Annotated in this window: 13 protein-coding genes; 10 read left to right on the top strand and 3 right to left on the bottom strand. The window is 42.4% G+C overall.

The window, feature by feature from the left end; translation table 11 throughout:
- The first annotated feature begins 61 nt into the window (after window positions 1-61).
- The gene (locus H9Y05_RS00585; protein ID WP_163492217.1) at window positions 62-1,531 is read left to right on the top strand and encodes a M16 family metallopeptidase; all 1,470 of its coding nucleotides are present in this window, start codon (window positions 62-64) and stop codon (window positions 1,529-1,531) included.
- Window positions 1,532-1,541: 10 nt separating this feature from the next.
- Window positions 1,542-3,620, top strand: a complete 2,079-nt coding sequence (locus H9Y05_RS00580; protein WP_216713219.1) for an insulinase family protein — start codon at window positions 1,542-1,544, stop codon at window positions 3,618-3,620.
- A gap of 251 nt (window positions 3,621-3,871) precedes the next feature.
- Here H9Y05_RS00580 and H9Y05_RS00575 read toward each other — a convergent pair whose 3' ends face one another.
- Window positions 3,872-5,701: a T9SS type A sorting domain-containing protein gene (locus tag H9Y05_RS00575; RefSeq protein ID WP_216713218.1), complete on the bottom strand. Its 1,830-nt coding sequence runs from the start codon at window positions 5,699-5,701 to the stop codon at window positions 3,872-3,874.
- Window positions 5,702-5,893: 192 nt separating this feature from the next.
- Between H9Y05_RS00575 and H9Y05_RS00570 the strand changes: the two genes are divergently transcribed.
- Window positions 5,894-7,228 (top strand): FAD-dependent oxidoreductase, encoded by a 1,335-nt coding sequence (locus H9Y05_RS00570; protein ID WP_216713217.1) that lies wholly within the window; start codon window positions 5,894-5,896, stop codon window positions 7,226-7,228.
- An 8-nt stretch (window positions 7,229-7,236) separates the two neighbouring features.
- Here H9Y05_RS00570 and H9Y05_RS00565 read toward each other — a convergent pair whose 3' ends face one another.
- Window positions 7,237-9,912 carry a PKD domain-containing protein gene (locus H9Y05_RS00565; protein ID WP_216713216.1) on the bottom strand — a complete coding sequence of 892 codons (2,676 nt, stop codon included), beginning with the start codon at window positions 9,910-9,912 and terminating at the stop codon, window positions 7,237-7,239.
- Between the two features lie 299 nt (window positions 9,913-10,211).
- Between H9Y05_RS00565 and H9Y05_RS00560 the strand changes: the two genes are divergently transcribed.
- The 7 genes from H9Y05_RS00560 to H9Y05_RS00530 all read left to right on the top strand — a co-directional run bounded on the left by H9Y05_RS00560 (window position 10,212) and on the right by H9Y05_RS00530 (window position 17,259).
- Window positions 10,212-11,261: a methyltransferase gene (locus H9Y05_RS00560; RefSeq protein WP_163492836.1), complete on the top strand. Its 1,050-nt coding sequence runs from the start codon at window positions 10,212-10,214 to the stop codon at window positions 11,259-11,261.
- A 22-nt stretch (window positions 11,262-11,283) separates the two neighbouring features.
- Entirely contained in the window at window positions 11,284-12,813 is a 1,530-nt protein-coding gene (locus H9Y05_RS00555) for an HAL/PAL/TAL family ammonia-lyase (protein WP_216713215.1), read from the top strand.
- Window positions 12,810-13,541, top strand: coding sequence for a 3-oxoacyl-ACP reductase FabG (gene fabG / locus H9Y05_RS00550; protein ID WP_216713214.1), 732 nt, complete (start codon window positions 12,810-12,812; stop codon window positions 13,539-13,541). Before H9Y05_RS00555 ends, fabG begins: the two co-directional genes overlap by 4 nt.
- 1 nt (window position 13,542) lies before the next feature.
- Window positions 13,543-14,766 (top strand): beta-ketoacyl-[acyl-carrier-protein] synthase family protein, encoded by a 1,224-nt coding sequence (locus tag H9Y05_RS00545; RefSeq protein WP_216713213.1) that lies wholly within the window; start codon window positions 13,543-13,545, stop codon window positions 14,764-14,766.
- A 25-nt stretch (window positions 14,767-14,791) separates the two neighbouring features.
- Complete coding sequence (locus H9Y05_RS00540; RefSeq protein ID WP_163492832.1) at window positions 14,792-15,040, top strand: phosphopantetheine-binding protein; 249 nt, start codon at window positions 14,792-14,794, stop codon at window positions 15,038-15,040.
- Window positions 15,041-15,046: 6 nt separating this feature from the next.
- A complete protein-coding gene (locus H9Y05_RS00535) occupies window positions 15,047-15,937 on the top strand; it encodes an LpxL/LpxP family acyltransferase (protein ID WP_216713212.1) in 891 nt (296 codons plus the stop codon).
- A 260-nt stretch (window positions 15,938-16,197) separates the two neighbouring features.
- Window positions 16,198-17,259 (top strand): 3-oxoacyl-ACP synthase III family protein, encoded by a 1,062-nt coding sequence (locus tag H9Y05_RS00530; RefSeq protein WP_216713211.1) that lies wholly within the window; start codon window positions 16,198-16,200, stop codon window positions 17,257-17,259.
- Window positions 17,260-17,304: 45 nt separating this feature from the next.
- Here H9Y05_RS00530 and H9Y05_RS00525 read toward each other — a convergent pair whose 3' ends face one another.
- Entirely contained in the window at window positions 17,305-25,212 is a 7,908-nt protein-coding gene (locus tag H9Y05_RS00525; protein ID WP_216713210.1) for a T9SS type B sorting domain-containing protein, read from the bottom strand.
- Window positions 25,213-25,294 lie beyond the last annotated feature (82 nt).

The following is a 25,294-nucleotide window of genomic DNA, read 5'->3' as shown; positions in this document are numbered from 1 at the left end:
TAATCCCAATCATGTCCCTATTTCGGAAAGTTTGATTTAATTTGTAAAAAAAACAGTCAGAATGAAAAAACTAATAGTAGGAGCTTTTGTTGGCTTCTTTTCTTTCAGTTCAATGGCTCAGCAAAAGATTGAGTTTGTTGAATATGATTTACCAAATGGCATTCATGTGATTTTACACCAGGAAAAATCAACACCGATTGTTGCTGTTTCGGTATTGTATCATGTTGGTTCAAAAAATGAAAAGCCGGACAGAACGGGATTTGCACACTTTTTTGAGCATTTGTTGTTTGAAGGTTCCGAGAATATCAAACGTGGAGATTACGACAATTATGTAGAGAAAAACGGAGGAGCGCTGAATGCGAATACATCCATGGACCGGACGTTTTACTTTGAATTGTTACCGTCTAACCAATTAGAACTCGCTTTGTGGTTGGAATCAGAGCGAATGTTGCATGCAAAAGTAGACAGCATCGGGATCGAAACACAAAGAAGTGTTGTAAAAGAAGAAAAACGTCAGCGAATTGACAACCAGCCGTATGCTACCTTCTTTACGGAATTGTTCAAGCGCCTGTTCCCGAATCACCCGTACAACTGGCAGCCAATCGGAAGCATGGAGCACCTGGATGCGGCACAGGAAGAAGACTATGTTGATTTCTACCATACATTCTATGTTCCGTCCAATGCAACGTTGTCTATTGCAGGAGATATTGATATTGAACAAACAAAAAAATGGATCGATAAATACTTCAACAGCATTCCGAAAGGACAGGCGATCAACTTATACCGCGATTACCTGATTCTGTCGGATAAAGATTTTTCAGCGAAGTACAATGTAGAAAAAGCGATTTTCGACAAAGATTTCTTTAACTCAAAAAATGGAAAGGCGAAAGCTGTCATTGCAGAATATACGAAAAAGCCGACCACAATTAACCGTCCCGGTAAACCGACAGAAAAACCGACAACTGTCATCAAAGAAGTTGTTTACGATAACATTCAGTTGCCGGCATTGTTCGTAGGATATGTGTTCCCTGAGCAGACAAACGAAGATATTTACGCGTTGGAATTGATGAACGCGGTACTTTCCGGAGGATCCAGTTCACGTATCAACAAAGAAGTGGTAGAACGTAAACAATTAGCTACAATGGCCTTCTCATTCGGATACGGATTGGAAGATGCCGGAGTTGGAATTTTTGCCGCAATTGCTTCTAAAGATGTAAAACTGGACGACATTCAGACAGAATTTGATGCGCAAATCGAAAAAATACAAAATGAACTGATTTCCCAGGAAGAATTTGAAAAAGTGCGTAATCAGTTCGAAAATCAATCCGTTTCTTCTTACTCCACGATTGCAGGGATCAGCGAAGGATTGGCAGATGCGCACGTCTACCACGGAAGTGCAAACTACATCAACCAGGAGCTGGATAAATACATGAAAGTAACACGTGAGGATATTCAGCGTGTAGCTAAAAAGTACCTGACAAAAGATGCACGTGTTATTTTGCACTATTTACCAAAAGAAGAATCTAAATAATTGACGAAAAATGAAAAAATTAATAATAGCATTAGGATTAATCACACCGGCTGTTCTTTTTGGTCAGTTGGATCGATCTAAAGTTCCGGCAGCAGCTCCGGCAAAAGCAATCAGTATCGCTGACCCGGTCGTTTTCAAAGCGGCAAACGGGATGACGGTGATTTTATCTGAAAACCACAAATTACCACGTGTTAGTTTTAACCTGACTGTCGGAAACGGACAGCGCATGGAAGGACAAAAAGCAGGGTTGGCAGATTTGGCAGGTGATTTGATTTTAAGTGGTACAACGAACCGCTCGAAAGACGAAATTGATGCGAAATCAGACTATATCGGGGCTTCGCTCAATGCGGGAAGCAGAAACCTGAACTTAACGTGTTTGACAAAGCACATGGATGAAGGATTGAAAATCTTCTCTGATGTTGTGATGAATGCAAATTTTCCTCAAAGTGAATTCGACCGGATTGTCAAGCAATGGGAGAGCAATTTAATGTCATTGAAATCCAGCCCGGAAGGAATGGGAGAGAATGCATTGATGAGTGCTTTGTTTGCTAACCACCCGTATGGCGAGGTAACAACAGAGGCGACATTGGCTAAAATCACCCGCGATGATGTACAACAATACTTCAAAGAAACATTTGTTCCGGAAGGAAGTTACCTGGTAATTGTCGGAGATATTACAAAAGCAAAGGCAGAAGAAGTTGTAAACAAATACTTTTCTTCCTGGTCGGGAAAATCCCTTCCGAAAGTGGAGTACCCTTCAGCAAAAAACCTGAACGGAAACAGAGTGATTTTTGTAAAGAAAACAGGTGCTGTTCAATCCTATATCCAGGTGGCGTTTCCGCTTGATGTAAAGATCGGTGATGCAAATAACATTCCGTTGAATGTTACGAATTCTATTTTCGGAGGTTCAGGTTTCGGAACGCGCTTGATGCAAAACCTGCGTGAGAGCAAAGCGTATACATACGGAAGCTACTCTTCCGTAAATATCGAACCACAAGGTGCTTACCTGGCTGCAAGCGGAAATTTCCGAACAGACGTTACTGACAGTGCCATTACACAGTTATTGTTCGAATTGGACCGAATGACTGACAGCTATGTAACAGACCACGAATTGGAGTTGACAAAATCTTCAATGGGAGGAGGCTTTGCACGTTCATTGGAGCACGCTGCAACAATCGCACGTTTTGCATTGAACATTGAACGTTATGGGTTGCCGAAGGATTATTATAAAAACTACCTGACAAATCTGGAAGCGGTTGATAAAGAAAAAGTACTGGAAATTGCTCAAAAATTCTTCACGGCTAAAAATTGCTACATCGTTGTTGTCGGAAATGAATCAGTGATTGAAAAATTGAAACCGTTTGATGCAGATGGTAAAATCGAAATCGTTGACGCGTTCGGAGCACCTGTTCAGGATATGAAAAAAGCAGATATTACGGCAGAAGAATTGTTCAAAAAGCATTCGTTCTATGTAACATCTACATCTTCTGAAAAACAACGTGATAAATTGTTGAAGAAAATCAAATCGGTGACACAAGACATCGAAATGAATATGTCTCAGGTTCCTTTCCCGTTAAAGTCAGTTCAATTCTGGGCGGCTCCTAACAGCGAAGTAATGACAATCGAAGCACAGGGAATGGTGGTTCAGAAAACATATTTCGATGGGAAAACAGGATATGAATCAAACATGCAGACAGGAAAAGTAGATTTGACAGCTGAAGCAATTGCAGCAAAAAACAAATCAATCGGTCTGATTCCTGAAATCAATTATGCAACAAGTGGAATGAAGTACGAATTGGTGGGAATTGAAAACCAAAACGGAACAGATATGTATGTTGTAAAATTACATGATGGTGAAAATGAAATGTATGATTATTACAATACAAACAACTTCAGCAAAATTAAACGTTTGACTATTTCTACTGATCCTGAAGCAGGAGGGGATGCAGTTGTAACGTATTCTGACTACAAAGCTGTAAGTGGTGTATTATTTCCGCATAAAATTGTGCTTTCTTTTGGAGAATTAGCATTCAACGGAACAGTGAAAGCAATTGCAGTAAATAAAGGCGCAATCGGAGATTATAAATAATCAGATCATCCAGTAAATAATACCAAAGCGATCCGGAAACGGGTCGCTTTTTTGTTTCATCTGTTATGCAGAAAAACCGGTAAACACTGACCGGTACGACTTTGTAGAGGTTTTAATTGAATACTGTGGGAACGAATACTAAATTGGTGAATAAACCGAACTGACACAATCAAAATAAATAATCCCGGTAAATAGATTTTACCGGGATTGCTGATTGGTTATAGAAGATTAATGTTTATTCGTCTGAAGTTTTATTGTTTAAAGATTTTTACATGGAAGTTGGTCACTGGCGTATGGACAAATATCATGTAAATCCCTTCTGGTTGATTTGAAATATCTACGATGAGTTGCTGCCCCTGGGATGAAATAGAGAAAGCATTTACCAGCTGCCCGGAAGCAGTGTAAATCGTTACCTGCGAAGGCTCAAAACTATATTGTGTAGAAAGGGTGTATATTCCTGTTCCCGGATTCGGATAAACATGGAATGTATTTACTTCCGCCGCTTCGATCCCTACGGAACTGACAACAATGCACGATGACACATCACTGCATCCGTTGTGTGTGATCTGAACCGCATATGTTCCATTGGAAGCTGGAGTGAACGATTGGTTTGTTGCGCCGGAAACAGGAGTGTTTCCAGCTGTGCAATTAATCCATTGATACGTTGCACCTGCCTGATTTGCTGTTAATGTAGCGCCACTTAAGGATACGGTATTATCGATAGTTGTAGTAGTGATCGTCAGTACTTGTTGAACTGAAGCACCACATGCATTGTTCGCTGTTACAGTGATTGTTCCACCGTTCGCTCCGCTTGTTGCGTTGATGCTGTTGGTGCTGCTGTTTCCGCTCCATCCGGATGGAAGTGTCCATGTATAACTTGTTGCAGTCGGGTCATTGGTCACGGAGTACGTTCCGTTTGCAGTGGCACAAATTATTCCGTTCCCTGTGATAGCCGAGGGTTGCGTCGGTACTGTAGTTGTTGTTACATTGAATGTTTGTTGAGCGGATGTTCCGCACGCATTGTTCGCTGTTACAGTGATTGTTCCACCGTTCGCTCCGCTTGTCGCGTTGATGCTGTTGATGGTGCTGCTTCCGCTCCATCCGGATGGAAGTGTCCATGTATACCCTGTTGCAGTTGGATCATTGGTCACGGAGTACGTTCCGTTTGCAGTGGCACAAATTGTTCCGTTCCCTGTGATAGCGGAGGGTTGCGTCGGTACTGTAGTTGTTGTTATATTGAATGTTTGTTGAGCGGATGTTCCGCACGCATTGTTCACTGTTACAGTGATTGTTCCACCGTTCGCTCCGCTTGTTGCGTTGATGCTGTTGGTGGTACTGCTTCCGCTCCACCCGGATGGAAGTGTCCATGTATAACTTGTTGCAGTCGGGTCATTGGTCACGGAGTACGTTCCGTTTGCAGTGGCACAAATTGTTCCGCTTCCTGTGATTGCCGACGGTTGAGCGGGTGTCGAACAGCCAAGAGATGTGGTGCCGGAAATAGCGACATTTTTATTTCGGAAATACGTTGTATTTGAAACTAAATCCATTCCGAAAATTCGGAGTGTAAGAGTACTTCCTGAAGGAACTGTAATGTTTAATCCGGTTAGTGATGTTGAGTTTCGGACTCCTAATTGCGTATATGTTGCAAATCCGTCCAGGGAGTAATAGACAAACCAGGAAGGAGTAGAAGTGGAGGCTGATGCTTCTAATGTAACAGATGTAATGTTAAAATCATTCCCGGGCGTTGGAGTTACGGTATATTCGTAGTAATCCCTGTTGTAATATTGGCTTGTGATACTAAAACTTAAATAACTTGATCGGTTCCAGTTTTGAGAACGAACACCATCGGTGGTATGCGACATGGCCCCGATTCCTCCATAGTCAGGTCTCCCGGGACCTTTACTGACTGCAGTTGCGGTAATATTTCCGGTAACGGCAGGATTTCCGTTTGAAGTTAAAGACCAGGATGCGGTTGCAGCTTGCGACAGTGAGTAATTACTGTTGTGAAACAACGGGAATAACGCGATCACATAGAGACACAGGGTCAGTGACCGTTTGATTTTTTCAGCAAAATTTTTCATAATAAGTAGTTTAATGACGGTGCTAATTTATTAATTAATAAATCGATACGCGGAACATGAGGAGTTCAATCCGTTAGTATTTTAACACAAAAGAAAAAGAAGAAAAAATGACAATTGCGCATGTAACCCTGAATCGAGTATAGTTTTATTTTTCTATTTTCACGCAAAATTTTTAAAAAAACTGCGAAAATTATGAAACTAACCAGCTACTTTATCCTGGCTGTGTGGCTATGTTCGTCTGTTGTTTATTCCCAAAATAAGATAGCTATTATCGGGGGAGGAATTGCAGGAGTTTCTGCTGCGCACTACCTTCGTCAATACGATGCAGGAGCACAGATCACTTTGTTTGAGAAAGAAGCGATTCTCGGTGGGAACGCCCAAACAGTAGCTGTAACTACCATCTCCGGGGAAAAATGCATGATTGATATCGGACCACAATATTTCACAAAAGGTCCGTGGGATGATTACCTGGGATTTCTGAAAGAAACCATCGGGATGAATGCCATCCGGACAGAAACAATGGCGGGAACATTATTGGTACAACGTCAGGAAGAAAATACACCATTAATTGTAACACCGCTTAACGGAAAATTCAGAGGAGAAAAACTGGGCAAATTATTGAAATTAAAAAAATTCAACACAGAAGCATTTAATGTATACAAGAATCCGGAACAGTGGAAAACAATAAATGTTCAACAATGGGTGGAACAGCTTGATTTCACAGACCAATACAAACAGGAAATTATTTACCCGTTCTTAGCGGCGTCACTTGGAACAACTACTGAAGATATCCGGAAAACATCCGTCGTGGAAATTGTCAGCTTATTTGCGTTCCGAAAACCGAAAGCATCCAATAGTTTTTGCATCATGCAGGATGGAATGGGAACCCTGATTCAACAGGTGGGAAATAAATTGAGAACGAACGGTGTGAAAATTGAAACCAATGCTCCTGTCCAATCCGTGAAGAAAAATGAAAAAGGTTACACCGTGTATTATGTCAGGGACGGTAAGATCGTTTCAATGGAGGTAGATTTCGTTATGATGGCTGTTCATGCGGATGTAGCTGCAAAATTAGTGAAGGACGATCCGTATTTTGGAATGGCGACGATGATTCTGGAGCAATTGCCCTATTTTGAAGCGCATATTGTCATACACCAGGATACAAACTATATCAATACAGAAAAACCGGCATTTCTCAATATTTATACAAACAAAGAGAACCAATTGAGGTTTTCTACCATGAATTTATCACTTATTTCACCCCGGTTGAATGGAATTTACAAAAGTTGGATGCCGGAAGAAGATACACAGCGTGTGAAGGAAAAAGGATTGTTGCTACATGAAACAACATTTTATCACCCATTGATAACACCCGAATTCGTTGCACATCTGCACGAATTGAAAGTTCTTTCCGGAAAACTGGAAGGTATCTGCATCATCGGAGGGTGGACAGAAGGATTGGAAACACAAAACAGTGCAGTTGTTTCTGCGAAAAGGGCAGTGGAAGTCTATAAAAACTGGAAATAAAAGAACCTCTATCTTAATACATTGACATGCCCGTTCTGGATCAGGATGTGATCTTCCATGGAACAAGGCCGGTACTTCAGCGTGTAATTATACATTCCGGAAGGGACTAACTCACCGTTGTATGTTCCATCCCATGCAGCTCTGTAATCGAACGATTCAAATACCATTTCACCCCATCGGTTGTAAATACGGAACTCCCAATCAAAAGGAGTCAGCCACATTTTAGCTTCCAGCGCGTTGTTGAATTCATCTCCGTCCGGGGTAAATGTATTAGGAATGAAGAAAGTAAACGGTTCAATATAGATTTTTTGGAAGGCTGTATCCGTGCACCCCTTATCAGATGTTGCAATCATATACATATAGTGGTCCCCGCTCGTATAAAACTTTTGAGAAGGACTTTCTTCCGTCGAATAGTTGTAACCGTCATCGAAATGATAATAATACGCAACCGCTCCCTGACTCTGATTGGTAAAGTTGATTACGGAGTTACAAATGTCAGCTTCTGTGCGGTCGGCAATAAATGCAGCGACAGGTGTCGGATTGATATCTACCAGATCTACTTGCGTAAGAGAAAGTGTATCAATACATCCTTCGGCTGTTGTAACGGTTAGGGTAACCGGGAATTGTCCGGGAACTGTATATAAATGAGTTGGATGTGTTTCCGTCGAAACAGTTCCATCGCCAAAATCCCATTCGAAAAACATCGGGGAATCAGCAGTACTGTAATTAGTAAATTGAGCTAAGAAAGGAGCGCATTGCAATCCGTCCAGCATTCCGAAGTCAATTGTAGGCTCAGAATAGACAAACACCTCGGAAGTAAATGTCTCCACACAATTGTCAAACTGACCTGTCAGAACAACGGTATGTGAACCGGGATTGCTGTATGTAATTCCTGATGCATTTGTTCCCTGTACCGTCGGGACATTCGCTTCTGAATCAAACGTGTAGTGAAATGTTGCATGGGAAGGTCCGGCAACTGTTCCGATAAAATCAAACAGATTGTCCGTAATGCATTGATCGGGGCTCTGTGTGAAGCTGACCTCCAGTTTTTCATTGACCTGTATAGTGGCTTGCATGGAATCAATGCACTGAGGGCTTGATGAAGCATAATAATTCACCGTGTAAGTCCCGCCGGCCGGAAATACAAATGTTGGTGATTGCTCCGTACTTGTTGTGCCCCCCACACCGAAATTCCACAGGTGAGTCGTCGCATTTTGAGTGGTGTTAATGAATGTTACTTCCAACCCGTCGCACTCATAATTGGAGGGCATACTGAAACTGGCATCCGGTTGCGGAATCACATAAACAATTGCCGTGTCTTTTGCCTCACAGACCGAATAGGTGGTGGTGAGGATAACCTGATGACTTCCTTCCGTTGTGAAATGAGTAGATGCAGTACTTCCCGTTGCGTTTTGCGGGGTGGAGTTAGTGCCGAAATTCCAGGAATATTGCGTTCCCGGAAGACCATCGGAAGTGGCAACAAAATTGTACTGATTGTTGAGCAGACATAACGAATCCGTATGCGTAATCTGAGCCGTCAGCTCATTGTATAGGTTAATTTCCATATACGCAGTGTCTGTGCACGGCCAACCCGGGTTGACAACCAGCATGGCGGTATATCTTCCCGTATCAGGATAATTATAGCTGGGTGCAAAAGCGGTGCTTACATCGGATGTTGTGGTCGGATCACCGAAATCCCATAAATAATTTGTTCCTCCGTACGAGTTGTTGACGAACTGTACATTCAGGTTGCCCACACAATAACCGGTGTAGCTTGGAAGCTCAGTTTCCAACGGTAAAATCGCTTCCATTGTGATGTTGCAGTTGAAAACACGGAAAATAAAATCACGAATCATGCTGGAAATCAAAACACCATTGCGGTACTCATCCACCCGGATTCCTACCACGTAGCGTCCCGTCAGATTCGGAGAAGCAGTCAGAACACCGGTTGTGGAATTAATCGCAATAGAAGAACCCGGACCCAGTGGTTGTGCCTGAGAAAATCCGCCTAACCAGCTAACCGGTACATAAGGAGGTGCCGGTGTTGGAACAGGCATCGGGTTATTGGGTGTCCCTCCCCGGTATGGAGTGGCCAGGGAATACACAAGCTGATCACCATCCGGATCAGATGCAGAGTGATTGAAAACAAGTTGATCATTGTTGCACAGAAGCATTGGCGGGTAGCTGTTAAACCGCGGACTGCTGTTTTGATAGCCATTATTCTCCACGCCCGGAATGTTGACAGTCAGTGTCAGACCTGTATCATCCGGGTTGACAAGGTTATTGATATTGGGACCACGGCAACAGCGAACGTATGCGACACGGTAGCCCCCGGGTGCGGGAGGTAGCGTTACAACAATGGAGTAAATAGAATTTTCTGTACAAATATTTGAAGGGGGAATAACACATGGATTGTTAAAGGTCACAGGTACATTGTTTTTCCCGGAATAGGGAACGTCGTGACTCTGAACCATGGCATTCGTTGAATTCAGGAAAATACCCAGCGGTAAAGGACTGTCAAAATCAGCTCCGTTGGAAAGACAATCGCGGAAAACACTGATGAAAATCCGGTATTGATTATTTCCGAGGTAATTGTAATAGATATCCCCTCCGACAATGTGTGAAGCATTGACATTGAAGGAGAACACGAAAAAGATCAATGCGCTGAGTAGACGATAGCTCATATATAATCTTCAAATTTATTGCAAATTAACGAATTAAACCAGAATCTTTCACGTTTTAACATAAAGTGTATGAACTATTGATTATACGTAGATGAAATTAAAATAAAAAAGATGTGTTGTTGTAGTTCAGTATACAACAGTGTTTAATGCATTATCCGGCAAATAACGTATTTTTCACGAAAATTAAGGGTCACAGGAATAAAGTCATTATTTTTTCACTAATAGTTTTAACTTTGTGTCCATTTTGTACTTTGATTTATAACTTAATAAACAGTCTTGTTGAGACTTATTGAAAATTCATGAAAGCTATAAACGCATTACACGAGGCTCAGAAGATTGCATTCAGCCCTTTTGTTTTTCAAACAGCATATTCCATGTTATCATTGGGATTGATTGACAAAATATTTGAGTCGAGAGAAGGAATGACCATCGAAGAGATGGCAAAAGAGACGAAGATTAGCGAATATGGTGCAAGAGTCTTGGTAGAGATGGCCGCAGCATCAGGTATTTTAACTGAAAAAGAACACAACCGCTACGCATTGTCAAAAATCGGGTATTTTATTGCACGGGATGAAATGACACGTGTCAATTTGATGTTTACCCAGGATATTTGTTACAAAGGATTGTTTCACCTGGAAGAAGCAATTAAAGAAGGGAAACCGGCCGGTTTAAAAGAAATTGGTGACTGGGATACAATTTACCAGGGTTTATCTGTTTTGCCGGGAAGATTAAAAAAATCCTGGTTCGAATTTGATCACTTCTACTCCGACAATTCATTTGACGAAGCACTGAAAATTATTTTCCAGGATAATCCGAAAATGATTTTTGACATCGGGGGAAATACAGGAAAGTGGGCATTGGCGAGTACACGCCATAACCAGGATGTGAACGTAACCATTCTGGATTTACCCGTTCAGTTAAAAGCCGCCAAGGAAAATATCAGTCAGTACCCGGAGTCAAGAGACCGTGTTCATTATGAAGCGGTAGACATGCTGGATGCGACGACGACAATTCCTGAAGGTGCTGATGTGTATTGGATGAGCCAGTTCCTTGATTGCTTCAGTGAAACAGAAATCGAAGCGATTTTACTGAAAATCAAAGCAACGGCAAAACCGGATGCAAAAGTGTATATTATGGAAACGTTTATTGATAATCAGCGTTTTCCGGCAGCTGAATTTTCATTGATTGCTACCTCCCTGTATTTTACGGTGATGGCAAACGGAAACAGCAAAATGTATTCTTCCAGTGTAATGAAGTACATTGTCGACAAAGCCGGGTTCGAATGTATTGGTGAACACCATTTGCATACGGATAGCTTTCATACAATCCTGGAATTAAAATTGAAATAAAACAACAACGCATTCACCCCAAATGAGCAGAATAACGCTGTCAGACATAGAAAAAATTGCGCTTAATAAAGCATTATTCATCCTGGATGAAACAACAAAAGATGAGGTTAAGAAGTCTTTTTCATTTTTACAAAATTTTGCAAGTGATAAGATCATTTACGGAATCAATACGGGTTTCGGACCAATGGCCCAGTTTAAAATCGATGAAGATAAACTGAATCAATTGCAGTACAACCTGATTCGAAGCCATTCTTCAGGAACAGGAAACCCGATCGGTGACGAAGAAGCAAGAGCGGTACTGGTCGCACGTGCCAATAATTTCCTGCAAGGAAATTCAGGTGTAAGTTATGGAGTAGTTGAGAAAATTACAGAATTTTTAAATAACGAAATTTATCCTGAAATTTTTGAACATGGTGGAGTAGGAGCAAGCGGAGATTTGGTTCAGTTGGCTCACCTGGCATTGAACCTGATTGGTGAAGGTTATGTTCGTTACAAAGGAGAGCGAAGAAAAACAGCGGATGTATTCAAAGAACTGAACATCGAGCCGTTGCAAATTCAACTGCGAGACGGTTTAGGACTGATGAACGGAACTTCCTGTATGACGGGAATCGCAGCTGTGAATGTTATTTATGCGAAACGTTTATTGGACTGGTCGATCGCTACTTCTGCCATTATCAATGAAGTTGTTGAGTCATTTGATGATTCGTTCTCGGAAGGATTGAACCAGGTAAAATTACATGAAGGTCAAACTGCTGTTGCTCAGAAAATGAGAACTATCCTCGGAGATTCTCAGCTGATCCGCAAGCGGGAAGAACTGTTTGCAGATGACGAAGCATTGCAGCAACGTGAATTTAAGAAAAAAATCCAGGAATATTACTCCATTCGGTGCGTGCCGCAAATTTTAGGACCGGTAGCGGAAACATTGGAGTATGCTCAGAAAGTCATTGAGCGGGAAGTCAATTCAACTAACGATAATCCGATTGTCCGGGCTGATCTGGACAACGTATTCCACGGAGGAAATTTCCACGGAGATTATATTTCCCTGGAAATGGACAAAGTAAAGATTGTTGTAACGAAACTGACAATGCTGGCTGAACGGCAGTTAAATTTCCTGCTGAACAGTAAAATAAATGATTTGTTCCCACCGTTTTTGAATGCGAAAACATTGGGATTCAATTTTGGAATCCAGGGAATGCAGTTCACAGCAACTTCCACAACGGCAGAAAATCAGATGTTATCCAATCCGATGTACGTACACAGTATTTCCAACAACAATGACAACCAGGATATTGTAAGTATGGGTACAAACAGTGCTGTTATTGCCAGAAAAGTCATCGAAAACGGGTTCCAGGTGATGGCTATTCACATGATGGCAGTAACACAGGCGATTGATTTGCTACCGGAAGAAAAGCGTGCGAAGTTGAGCTCAAAAACGAAGGAAATTTATTCCGGAATACGAAAGATTGTACCAATGATCAACGAAGATGTTGCCCAGTTTGAAAACATCCTGGAAGTAACAAAAACATTACGAAATACAACGTTAAAATTATGAAATGTGCATTAGTTACAGGTGCTTCCAGGGGAATTGGCAGAGCGATTGCAATTCAATTGTCGAAAGACTTGGGATTGCACATCCTCATAAATTTTGCAGGAAATGAAGCCGCAGCAAAAGAAACACTGGACACAATTGTTGCGAATGGTGGTTCTGCTGAATTGCTACAGTTTGATGTGAAAAACAACGAAGAAGTCATTTCAAAAGTCAATGCCTGGATTGAAGCAAATCCGGAAAATAACATCGAAGTATTGGTCAACAATGCAGGAATTACACGAGATAATCTGTTTCCATGGGTCAATGAAAAAGACTGGGATGATGTCATCAATACAAGTGTGAAAGGAATGTACAACTGTACACAGGCAGTAATCGGTAAGATGCTGCGCAACCGTTCCGGACGCATTATCAATGTTGCATCATTGAGCGGTTTGAAGGGAAATCCCGGGCAAACAAATTATTCCGCTGCAAAAGGAGCGATGATTGCTTCTACAAAAGCATTGTCCCAGGAAGTGGCGAAACGTAAAATTACGGTCAATGCGGTAGCTCCCGGATTTATTGTTTCAGATATGACAAGTGAATTGGATGAAACACAACTGAAACAGCTGGTTCCGGCAAATCGCTTTGGTCAACCGGAAGAAGTAGCGAATTTGGTCAGCTTTTTAGCTTCTGACAAAGCAGCTTACATTACCGGAGAAGTTATCAATATCAACGGAGGATTATACGCTTAATATGGAACGTCGAGTTGTTATTACCGGTATTGGAACGTATTCGTGTTTAGGAGAAAACACACATGAAGTGCTGGAATCGCTGCGCCTGGGAAGAAGTGGGATCATCTACGACGAATCCCGGAAAGAGTTCGGGTACCGTTCTTGTCTGACAGGATTCGTCAAAGAGCCGGATTTAAAACCGTATTTGTCCCGCAGAGATCGGTTGGGAATGCACGAACCTGCGATGTTTGCTTACATGTCTACACGTGAAGCAATGGAACAGGCAAAACTGGACATCGATTTTTTAGCAAATAATGAAACAGGAATCATTTTCGGAAATGATTCAACGGCCGGAGCAGTAATCAATACCATTGATAAAGTACGGGAGCGAAAAGATACGACATTGATCGGAAGCGGCGACATCTTTCAGAATATGAACTGCACGGTCAACATGAATTTATCGACCATTTATAAATTAAAAGGAATCAATATTTCACTTTCTGCAGCCTGCGCTTCGGGATCACATGCCATCGGATTGGGATACCTGATGATCAAACAAGGATTGCAGGAGCGTGTAGTGTGCGGTGGTGCACAGGAAATTAACCTGTACGCAATGGCAAGTTTTGACGGATTGGGAGCATTTTCCATCCGACAGGATACTCCGGCAAAAGCAAGCCGCCCGTTTGACAGAGACCGTGATGGTTTAGTTCCGTCCGGAGGAGCTGCAACAATCATTATTGAAAGTTTGGAGTCTGCTCTGCAACGCAACGCACCTATCCTGGGAGAAATTGTAGGATATGGATTCTCTTCCAACGGAGATCACATTTCCAACCCGAACTTTGACGGACAATTCCGTTCCCTGAACATGGCAATCAAACATGCGGGAATGGATGTCTCGGAAATCGATTATGTCAATGCACACGCTACATCTACGCCAATCGGAGATGCAACGGAAGCACAGGCAATTTATGAAGTGCTTGGAGGAAAAGTACCTGTAAGTTCCACAAAAGGAATGACCGGACACGAATGCTGGATGGCAGGAGCAAGTGAAATTGCGTATTCCTTGTTGATGATGCACAATGACTTCGTAGCACCGAATATCAACTTCGAAAATCCGGATGAAGATTCGAAGAAAATTAATGTAATACCTGAGTATAAGGAACATAAGATTGATTGTTTCTTGTCTAACTCATTTGGATTCGGAGGGACAAATTCTTCGATAATTGTGAAAAAATTCAAAAAGTAACCAAAAATTGACTTAATTTGCAGTCATGAATAGAGCTGAAATAATTACTACAACAAAGCGTTTTCTGTCCGAAGAGTTCGAGGTGGATGAAAGCCTTATTTTACCTGAAAATAATCTCCACTCCACACTGGATCTGGATAGTTTAGATTATGTTGACCTGGTCGTTGTAATTGAAGAAAACTTAGGATTTAAACCAACTTCAGACGATTTCAAAGCAATCGTAACATTCAATGATTTTTACGATTTAGCTGAACAGAAAATCGCTGTAGCATAAGATTTCATGGAAAAAAAATGGGACGGTAAAACGAAGGGTTTTCTTTGGGGTTACCGTTTTTTTATTTTCTGTATCCGCTTTTTCGGGGTACGGATTTCGTATTTCTTTTGCATCTGGGTTTCCGGCTATTTTATTTTGTTTGCACGCAAACAGAAAAAGGGATTGGTACAGTTTTACCAGACTGGTTTTGGTTTTTCAAAGATAAAAAGTCTGCGGTATGCGGCAGCTAATTTTTATGAATTCGGAAAGATCATCATTGATCGCATTGCGTTGAGAACTCCCCGTAAACGCATCTACACCCATTCGTTTGACAATGAAATTGTGTTGCGGAACATGCATGCAGCAGGAAAAGGAGGTTTTTTGTTTTCCGGGCACGTCGGAAATTGGGAGAACGCAGGAAACCTGATCGGTGAACGGATTACATCTACGATCAACATTTTGATGCTGGATGCAGAGGTTGAGAAGATCAAGCAATTTGTGGAAAGTAACGTGGAAGTCGCAAAATACAACCTGATTCCGTTGAAGGAGGACATGTCCCACCTGATTTTAATTCACCAGGCGTTAAAACGCAATGAATTGATCGCGTTGCATGCCGACAGAACCATTCCGGGACAAAAAACATTTACGTTCCCGTTTTTGAACGGAACAGCACAATTTCCGGCCGGACCGTTCATGATGGCGTACAAATTTAAAGTGCCGATCACATTTGTATACGCCATCAAAGAAGGGTTTCATTTTTCATTGAGTTCCACCGATCCCATTGTCGGAGGAAAAGACGTACAATCACCGGAAGAAATAGCGGAACGATACGTACAACGGTTAGAAGAGCTGGTAAAAAAAGCACCAAAACAGTGGTTCAATTTTTACGAATATTTTGAGGAAAATAGACCTGCTTAGTACCCGGAATTTCTTCTGAAAATGCTAAGAAAGTCTTCGAAAGATGATGTCAAAGACTGTTCGAAGTTACTGGGCTAAGAATCAGAGAAATTCTAAAGATAACAAATCGATAAATATAGAAATCCGTGCACCTGTGGTAAAAAATAGCGTAGAAAAACGAATAGTTGTTATCTTTGTAGAAGTACCCCCATCCTCACCGAAAAGGCAAGTAATACCCCGGGTTTCTGTAATTGTTTCATTAACAAATTGTTTCGTTGAATATGAAAAGTGTAATTACAGGTGTCGGGAGGTACATCCCGTTTATGGTTAAAACCAATGGTGATTTCATGATCCACAAATTTTATGATGAACACCAGAACAGAATCAACTTACAACCGGAAACCATTGCACGCAAATTTGAATCCATTACCGGAATAGAAGAACGCCGTTATGCTTCCTCTGACCTGAATTGTTCGGATATGGCAACCGCCGCTGCCGAAGATGCAATCCTGGATGCGGGGTGTGATCGCGAAACCATTGACCAGATCATCGTTGCGCACAATTTCGGTGATGTCATCAAGCACACCATCCAGAGTGATATGATTCCTTCCATTGCTTCCCGGGTAAAACACAATCTCGGAATTCAAAACCCAAATTGCGTTGCGTACGACTTGATTTTCGGTTGCCCCGGATGGCTGCAGGGGCTCATTCAGGCACATGCGTTTATCCAGAGCGGAATGGCAAAGAAATGCCTGGTGATTGGTGCGGAAGCCTTGAGTCGGGTGCTGGATCCGTATGACCGGGACAGCATGATCTTTGCAGATGGAGCCGGTGCCACACTTGTCGAATCCGATACATCAGACTCGGGAATTTTATCGTTTAGCGTTCAAAGTCATTGTGAAGATGAAGTTACTTATCTTAATCTGGGTAAATCGAATTTTCCGGAATCCGATCCACGCATTCGCTATGTGAAAATGAAAGGTCGGAAAGTATATGAATATGCATTGAAACACGTTCCTGAAGCAATGAAAGATTGCCTGGATAAAGCGCAGGTGTCGATTGAGGATGTCAAAAAGATTTTTATTCACCAGGCAAATGAAAAACTGGACGAAGCAATTGTTCGCGAGCTATTCAAATTGTACGACCGTACCGAAATGCCGGAACATTTGATGCCGATGAACATTCATAAATTGGGGAACAGTTCGGTTGCTACCATCCCAACGTTGCTGAGCATGGTAAAACGAGAAGAGATGAACGGATACAAAATCGCAGAAGGAGACATCATTCTATTCGCTTCAGTCGGCGCAGGAATGAACATCAATGCCGTTTGTTACCGGGTTTGACGTAGCATGGATTTTCCAACAAACAAGGAGGTGATGTGATGAGCATCACCTCAATACATTCACATGCCCGACAATACGTTCCCGCGTGCTGATCCCGATGTGTTTGATTTCAATGGTGTACGTATATGTTCCCGATTGAACCATCTTTCCTTTGTAGGTTCCGTCCCAACCGATTGCAACATCATGTGATTCAAAAATGTTTTCTCCCCATCGGTTATAAATGATCATTGTGTAATCTTGCAGCTCGATTCCTTGCGTGATGACCGGGAAGAAGGTATTGTTGTGAACATCGCCGTCAGGAGTGAAGGTGTTCGGAACATAAATCAACACTTCTTCTTTCACATTGATCGTTGCGGAAGTACTGTCAATACAGCCGAATTCACTGGTAGCAACCAGGTATATCGTAAACGATTCAATACCTTCTACTTCGTATAAATGATTAGGATGTTCCTGTGAAGATGAACTTCCGTCACCAAATTCCCAGTCGTAACTCGTTGCGCCAGTCGATACATTGGTAAAATAGACAACACTGTTTGAGGTCATTAATTCATCCGGAGAAAAACTAAAGGATGCCGTTGGTTTGGGATATACAATACCTGTAAATACAGCATTCAGATTTGCTGTACATCCATACGTTCCTTCCGTTACTTGTGTCAGTGTATAGGTAAATGTTCCCGGCTGATCGGTTGGTTGAAGAACGCTTACAATGGAATCGGTATTGGAAGTGGTAACGGTATGCGAAGATCCGTTCAATGTATAAACAAATGTGTAGGGACTTCCTCCGTTTGAACCCGTGAATATTATTTCCGGTTCCGGCTCATCTTCACACAGCGGTGAAAAACCTGTAATAGTAGCAGCCGGAAGATCGATCACTTCAATCACAGCTGTATCATAGATTTGCTGGTGACATTGTGTAGGACTGGAATCCGTTACGCCCGTTAGTACATAAGTGTACGTCCCCGGTTGACCGTTGATCGAAGGAACAGTAACAGTTGTCCCGTTACCGCTACTCACAGACAGGGATTCTGAGGTTTCAAGAATTTCATAGTCGAACACATATCCGGGAGTCCCCATTTCACCGATAAATAAAACAGGAGCAGGCGTTGTATTCAGACAGATTGTTGCATTTCCATTGATCATCGCATACGGTAATTCATTGATACGAATCAGAATCTCTTCATCCAGTTCCCGGTAACAGGTGTTGACTGTGTTGTCTGTTACTCCGGTCAGGTGATAGACAAAATCTCCTGCTACGGAGGTCGGCTGTGTTAAAATGATACTATCACCAACACTTATAGCAGTCATTGGAGTACCATTTAGCGTATAGTGAAAGGTGTACGGATTGGTTGTTCCATTCCCGACGATCACGATGTCAACGGGATCGGAATCCTGACAGATTTCGGTACTTCCAGTAATGACAGCGGTCGGTCGGTCCCGGACTTCAACAGTAACGGTTCCGTTTGCTGACTGATAACACGTGGTAGGGCTACTGTCTTTTACTCCTGTAAGTAAAAAGGTGTAGGTCCCCGGGACTGTTGTCGGAAGAAGGTATTCCGCAACGTTTCCTATTGTGAGTAAACTATCCGCTGTACCGTTTAAAGTAAAATAAACCCAATAAGGAGCGGTACCGTTCCCGGCTGTAAACGTAATAACAGGTTCATCATCCAATTCACAGACACTTGTATCACCTGTAATTGCAAGGGTTGGTAGTGGATTTACAATCACTAAGAGCGTGGTGTCATAAACGGTCGAACATGTGCTTATACTGGATTCTGTTACATTGGTCAACTGTACATGAAATGTATCAGCAACTGTTGTGGGAATCGTAATTTGTGTACTATTTCCTGTGGATGATATGGTGGAAACCATACTGTTTACAGCATAAGTAAATGTATATCCCGGAGTTGCGTTGGAACCTGTAAATACAACGGTTGGTTCCGGATCATTTTGACAAACAATTGTCCCGGATGCAATACTTGCCAGCGGATTGGGTCGCACGTCAACGATTGCGGAAGATGATATGTTGCTTATACACATGGTAGGACTGGAATCCATAACGGATAATAATTCAATCGGATAGGTTCCCACTGAGTCAGTTGCAATTGAAACGAGTACTGAATCAACGGGGGCGGTTACTTGTAACGTATCTCCGTTGTATGTATAGGTAAAAATGTATGGGCTCGTTCCGTTTGCCCCGATAAATGTCACTGAAGGGGCAGGAGAGAGGTGGCATACAGATGTGTCCCCGATCACCTGTGCGTTTGGCAATGGATTTACAATAACGCGAATTGTTGTATCAAGAATCGTATTACAAGTGCGGATAGAACCGTCTGTAACCCCCGTCAGGTGATAGGAAAATGTATCTGCAACAGTTGTGGATTGCAAAATTGATAGCACCGGAGTTCCACTACCTGTTTGAGGGACTCCGTTTACGGTATATGTAAATATATACGGAGCAGTCGAATTGGAACCGGTGATGGCAAGTGCGACGCCCGGATCATCTTGACAAACGAGCGTATCTGCTGTAATTTCTGCGTGTGGTAATGGTAAAACAACGACGGTATTTTCCAATCCCGGAACAGCTGTACATTGTGCGGCACTGGATTCGGTAATGTGTATGGTCTCATAGCTGAAAGAACCATCCTGATCTGTAGGTACAGTTACCTGGGCAATTCCATTTGTGGTGGTTACCTGGAATGTATCTCCCCCGAACACATAGTCGAATACGTATTCTGCTGTTGCGTTGGAGCCTTCAAATGTTAATTGAATTCCGGTTGTATTCATACAAACTGTTGTATCTCCGTATACTTGTGCCACAGGTAAAGGGTTGACCGTTATCAATACTGAATCATCAACAAGTGAAGAACAAGCATTCGGGCTTCCGTCTGTAACTGAATTTAGTTGGATGAAATAGTCTCCAGCAGCTGAAACAGGAAGAGTGTGGAAAAACGTATCTGTAAACGTTGTTGTTTGCATCACCCCGTCAACAGAATAATTGAGTGTGTAATCAGCAAAACTGTTGTAGGCATGAAGTGGAACGGACAGATCATTCCCTGACTCACAGAGAAGTGTATCGTTCAGGAGGATTTCAGCTCCTGGAAGTGGCCGGATGACAATTACACTGGTATCAATATGTTGACAAATTCCCTTATCAACGGTTCTGATAAATGTGTGAGAAACCGGAGGATTACCAGCATTAATTCCTGTAAATAATGGCTGTGGAATTGTTCCGTCGGATAATCCAGCTGTCGGTGACCACGAATAGCTGTAATTGTGAAGATCGGGATAGGAAATCATGACTGTATCCTGCGAACAGATCGTATCAGCAAAATTAGTTGCTGAAGTGGTCAGGTTGAATGTAAAAATATTGTCTGAACAGAAGCAGGCATTGTTGACCAACGATAGCCGGATACTTCCGCCGCAAAATTCGTTGACAGGAATATTCGAAAACGTAAATGTTTCAGAAGCCCCTCCCGGAATAGTTGCAGAAACAGTTTCCGTCCATACAACCGTATCCCCGGCACTGTAGATGCCATCTCCGTTGACATCGTGCAGGATTTCATAGACTAACGAATAGCTGCTGCTCAATGAAGCCCCCTGGTTATAGAGTGAAAAAGAACCGGAAAGTGTTTCCGACCCATCGGGGTTCAGATGTACATTTGCGACGGCATTGTTTTCATCCAGATCTGTTTTATAGATGTAAATAGGTTTCACATTTTCACCGGTAATTAATCCGGCAGAGCATATATTTCCGTCAATGGAACACGTTGCTGAAAGTAAAACGGTGGTAAACGCACGCAATTCGGTAACAACACATGGGAGATCAATCGGAGAAGGATTCAGATTCACTTCAAATACCATGGAATCACCCATTGCGACTCCGGGCATCAACGGCCATTTTAAGGTAATCTGAGCGCCTGAATTCACAACAATCGGTTCTGTTTGAGCAATGGAGGCATTGTGAATAGGAACAAAAGAATTGGGAGTGTATGTCAACCCGGCAGGGAGTACAAAATTGAGTGTATCAGTAGCTCCGAACGGGTCATTCCCAAGGTTGTGAACAGTTAATGTTGTTTCATTGTTCGGACCGCATGGAGTAATGAAATCAATGCCGATAGCTATGTCGGTTGTATATGGTGCCGTCATATTGTTGAGGTAAATGGGCGCTGAATAATTCAATTCTGACTGATGCACAGAGCCACAAAAAGATTCTCCGATCCCCCGGACGAATACACGTTGACCGGAGTTAAATCCACAAAGTGGTCGGGCTTTGAAACGAATCGTATATTTATTGTTTACCGAATCTACAATTCCGATCAAACCATTGTCAGAAAGATTGGTTGTTGATAAATCCCACTGAAAGGTCGTGCCGGATACCAGGCCGGGATCGGGTAGAGGAGTTGTTGTTCCCTGGTAAAACAAATTTCCGGAGCCTGTGACATATTCCAGTCCGTAGGGCAACTGAATATCGGTCAGCATGTTGAATCCATATCCCAGTTGGTAGTTGCGAACGGTAATTTCGAAGTCTAATTCATCACACAATTCATTGACTCCATTGCTTAGTAATGCAATTTGCGCTTCAAAAGAAGGTGTCAGCGGGTTGATTGTTAATGTCAATTCCAACGGCTCACATTCATAATCTGCCACAGTTACCGGAACCCCGGAGCATCCCCAACCGCTCGATACCACAATACTCGCTGATTGGCAGCTTGTCATAGTGGTAAAAAGCCGGTATGTTACAGAACTGTTTGCAGGAAGATCTACCAGAGCGAATATTCCATTGGCATTGGGATAATACCAGGTATTTGTAGCTAAATTCAGAATACTGTCCGCAGTGATTCCACCGTTTGAAGGAACACCGATCCAGAAATTGGAAGCTGCTGACGAGAAGGACGTATTCTGGAAAAATAAGTCCCATGTCTCCTGACCTGATTGAGAATTCACCATCAAAATGTTGGATTGCATACTGAGAATCGGGCCGTTGTAGGTTACCGGATCGGTTGTGAGCCATCCGGTAGTCGCATAATTGGTCGGGTTTAATTGTGAGACGGGGATGTAATTCCAACGGTAACGGGTGTTACTTGTTCCGTTTTCTACATTGCAGGTCGGCCGCATACGAACACGGATATTGCCGTTGAATCCGTCATCCCCGAAAATGATCGGATTACCACTCGATTGGTCACCAAAAAACGGATACAGGTCAAATTCATAGATATTCCCGGCAACAGAAACAGGAGCGATCGGGAAATAATTCACATTGTCGGGACGGGTCACCAATGTCCCCCCGGTAGCGGCAAAATTAAAGCTGGCACTGATAAATTCGTAGTCGTCCGGGAGTTCTACAAACATATTTCCCGGAGCAGACCAATGCCGGTATTCGAACGGGAATAAATTTCCTCCGTTGTAATTGTTACAACACGGACCAATACTCAGGTAATAATTCTGAGTCAGTACAATTTCATTGCAATTGTCGGTAGTCAATGAATTTTCACCGGAATTGGTGTAATACCAACCAATCAATGTAAATTCTTTATTTAATGTATTACATCCGAATAACTCATTGGTCGGTGCGTTTTGAAAAGCAGCTGTTGAAGTAGCAAACATACTGGATTCGGTGTTGACTACATCCAGGTAATTGGTGTTGTTATTCACCGTATTTACATAGTAAGAAAGAACAATTACAGAGTCCCCCGTTTCCAGTAAACTTCCGGTTCCCATTCCCAGGGAAGGAAGCGTCTGAATATTGAACCCATTCCTCCAGCTGCGTGTTGTCCCTGTAGTTGTTATATTGGTATTGATGTTTTGAGCGGTACTTGTGAAATACGTATTAGAAGCTGCTTTGTAAATGCGGACAATACTATGGCTGTATGTCATGCGTTGTCCGTGATTCATCATCCGGTGATTTAAGACAATGGATCTGTAAGCCATGTTGTTCGGGTTGTGAATAAAACTCTTGTTGTAAACTTCTAAGGTATCCCCGTGCATCATACGATCGGTACGTACCTGGTTCATGTTGTGCGGGCCATTGTCCGGCAATCCGTTGTTGTCATTGTCAGGAAGTCCTAAGTTGATACGCCGGACACGTTTTTCGACTAAATTAGCACCTTCACAGACAGGAGGACAAAGTACATCTATATTTGCACTCACACAGCCCATCATTTGCCAGCACGAGCAATTGATATTCGGGGCGTATAAGGTTTGAAACTGGATGGTCTTTAACCCTTCTACCGGACACGATGCACAATCAACGGATAAGTCAAAACTGATGGTCCATTGTGTCCCCATCGGAATACTTGTAAATACAAAATCGACGGTATCCCCGGTGAGTTCTACGGTTGGAACATGTCCCTGTACGACTCCCAGGTGATTGCGAATGACAAGCGAGTTTGTGTTGACATTCAGACATCCGTCAGGGAGAATTAACCGGTATTTGAACCGGTGATTGCTGGATCTCGGGAGGTTGAATTCGGAATTGACAGCCATGAAAGTAACAGTAGAGGTTTCACCATTGATCATGGTTCCCGGAACTACGTCAGCAGAAAGTTGATTCCGGTAGTAATACGAACCGCCGGAGTTCGGAAGTGAGTTGGATTGAGGAATGTCATAATTAATCCCGCACCTGTTGGTATAACTCCCTCTGAATCGCCAGTGTAGTAAATGCTTGCGTGTCGCATTTTCACAGTAATCAATGCAACAGGTAAAATGATTCCAGCGAATGACAACAATATCTCCCGGTTCGATCAGAGGAATATTCAGGACAAATCCGTTTTTAGGACTGGCAGGTAAGCAGGGCCTTGATTGTCCGTTTGCCGTACTTACGGGGACAATTGCTTGTTGTCCTCCTCCGTTGATTTCGATGGTGAGTGAAGCGATATTGATAGAACTGTAGTAATTGGTATATATCCACCCTGTATGAGAAGAAAAGGCTCCTCCTACATCTATGAGGGTATTGATTGCATCTCCCGTTCCGTTGTTCACGATTGTCAGTGAGGATGGAAAATCTCCGTTGCCGTTGTTTCCATAACAATTGGTGCCGAGTCCGTTTGTCGTATTGTTGGTGAAACTGTTCCATGGAGTAAAGACCAGATTGGGTGTTTCGGATTCGAATACGACATTGGCCGCGTCAGATAATTGCTGACAGACAGTGTTGTTACATCCCCACCGGTAATTGTATACGGATTGCGCATTTGAACAGCTGATGATTTCAATTGTTTCACAAATGGTAATGGATTCTCCGGGATCAAAGGTTCCGTTCCCGTTTCCGATTGTTGCAAAATCACTGGCACTTAACAGGTGAATTGTTCCATTCAGAAAAGGAGTACTTGTACCGGGAGATGAGGTTTGGATGACCAATCCGCTTCCGTGGTTGTGCTCCAGTTCAAATTGAGCCAGTGAACCATTTCCTCCGTTGGTAATCGTAATGCAACGTGTGAAGATATCTCCTACATTTCCGGAATAGGATTGATTGGTCATTGATACCAATGAAAGATCGGGCACACTGATTGTATATAAATTACTTTCATGCGTGTCTGTTGCATTGATAATTCCTCCGATGCCGTTATCCCCGGTATAACTCATTTTGAAGGTGTTTTTTTTAGCTGTATAACTCTGCATGCATCCGGCATTGATAACAACAGAAAAAGTTACCTGTGACAAAGAAGGGATATTGGCCATTGTAAACCGGAGCGTATCGACACCTGTGACTATATTTTCGGCTCCGCCTGTAACGCTTGACGAAACATAGTTGATTCCTTCAGGTAAATGTAAGCCTACCTGGATATTTGAAAGATTGTACGGAGATAAATTATTGATTGTAACAGTATATGTCGCATCGTTGAGACAAGCGGTTAAGTTGTTGGAAAGCGAACTTGAGATCAGGGTAATCTGCCCGAATGAACAGAAATTCATGAGCAACAGGTATAGCAATACGTTAGTAGTAAATATGTACTTCATATTTAGTCGGAAAAAGGTTGTCCGGCTAAACTACTAAAAAAATATTGTTTTTACAAATGTATTACTTTACGATTTTATTAAA

The sequence above is a fragment of the Taishania pollutisoli genome (assembly GCF_014518315.1).
GTDB lineage: Bacteria > Bacteroidota > Bacteroidia > Flavobacteriales_D > Crocinitomicaceae > Taishania > Taishania pollutisoli.
The sequence above is the reverse complement of the archived record's forward strand: the minus strand, read 5'-3'. Positions and strand labels throughout refer to the sequence as shown.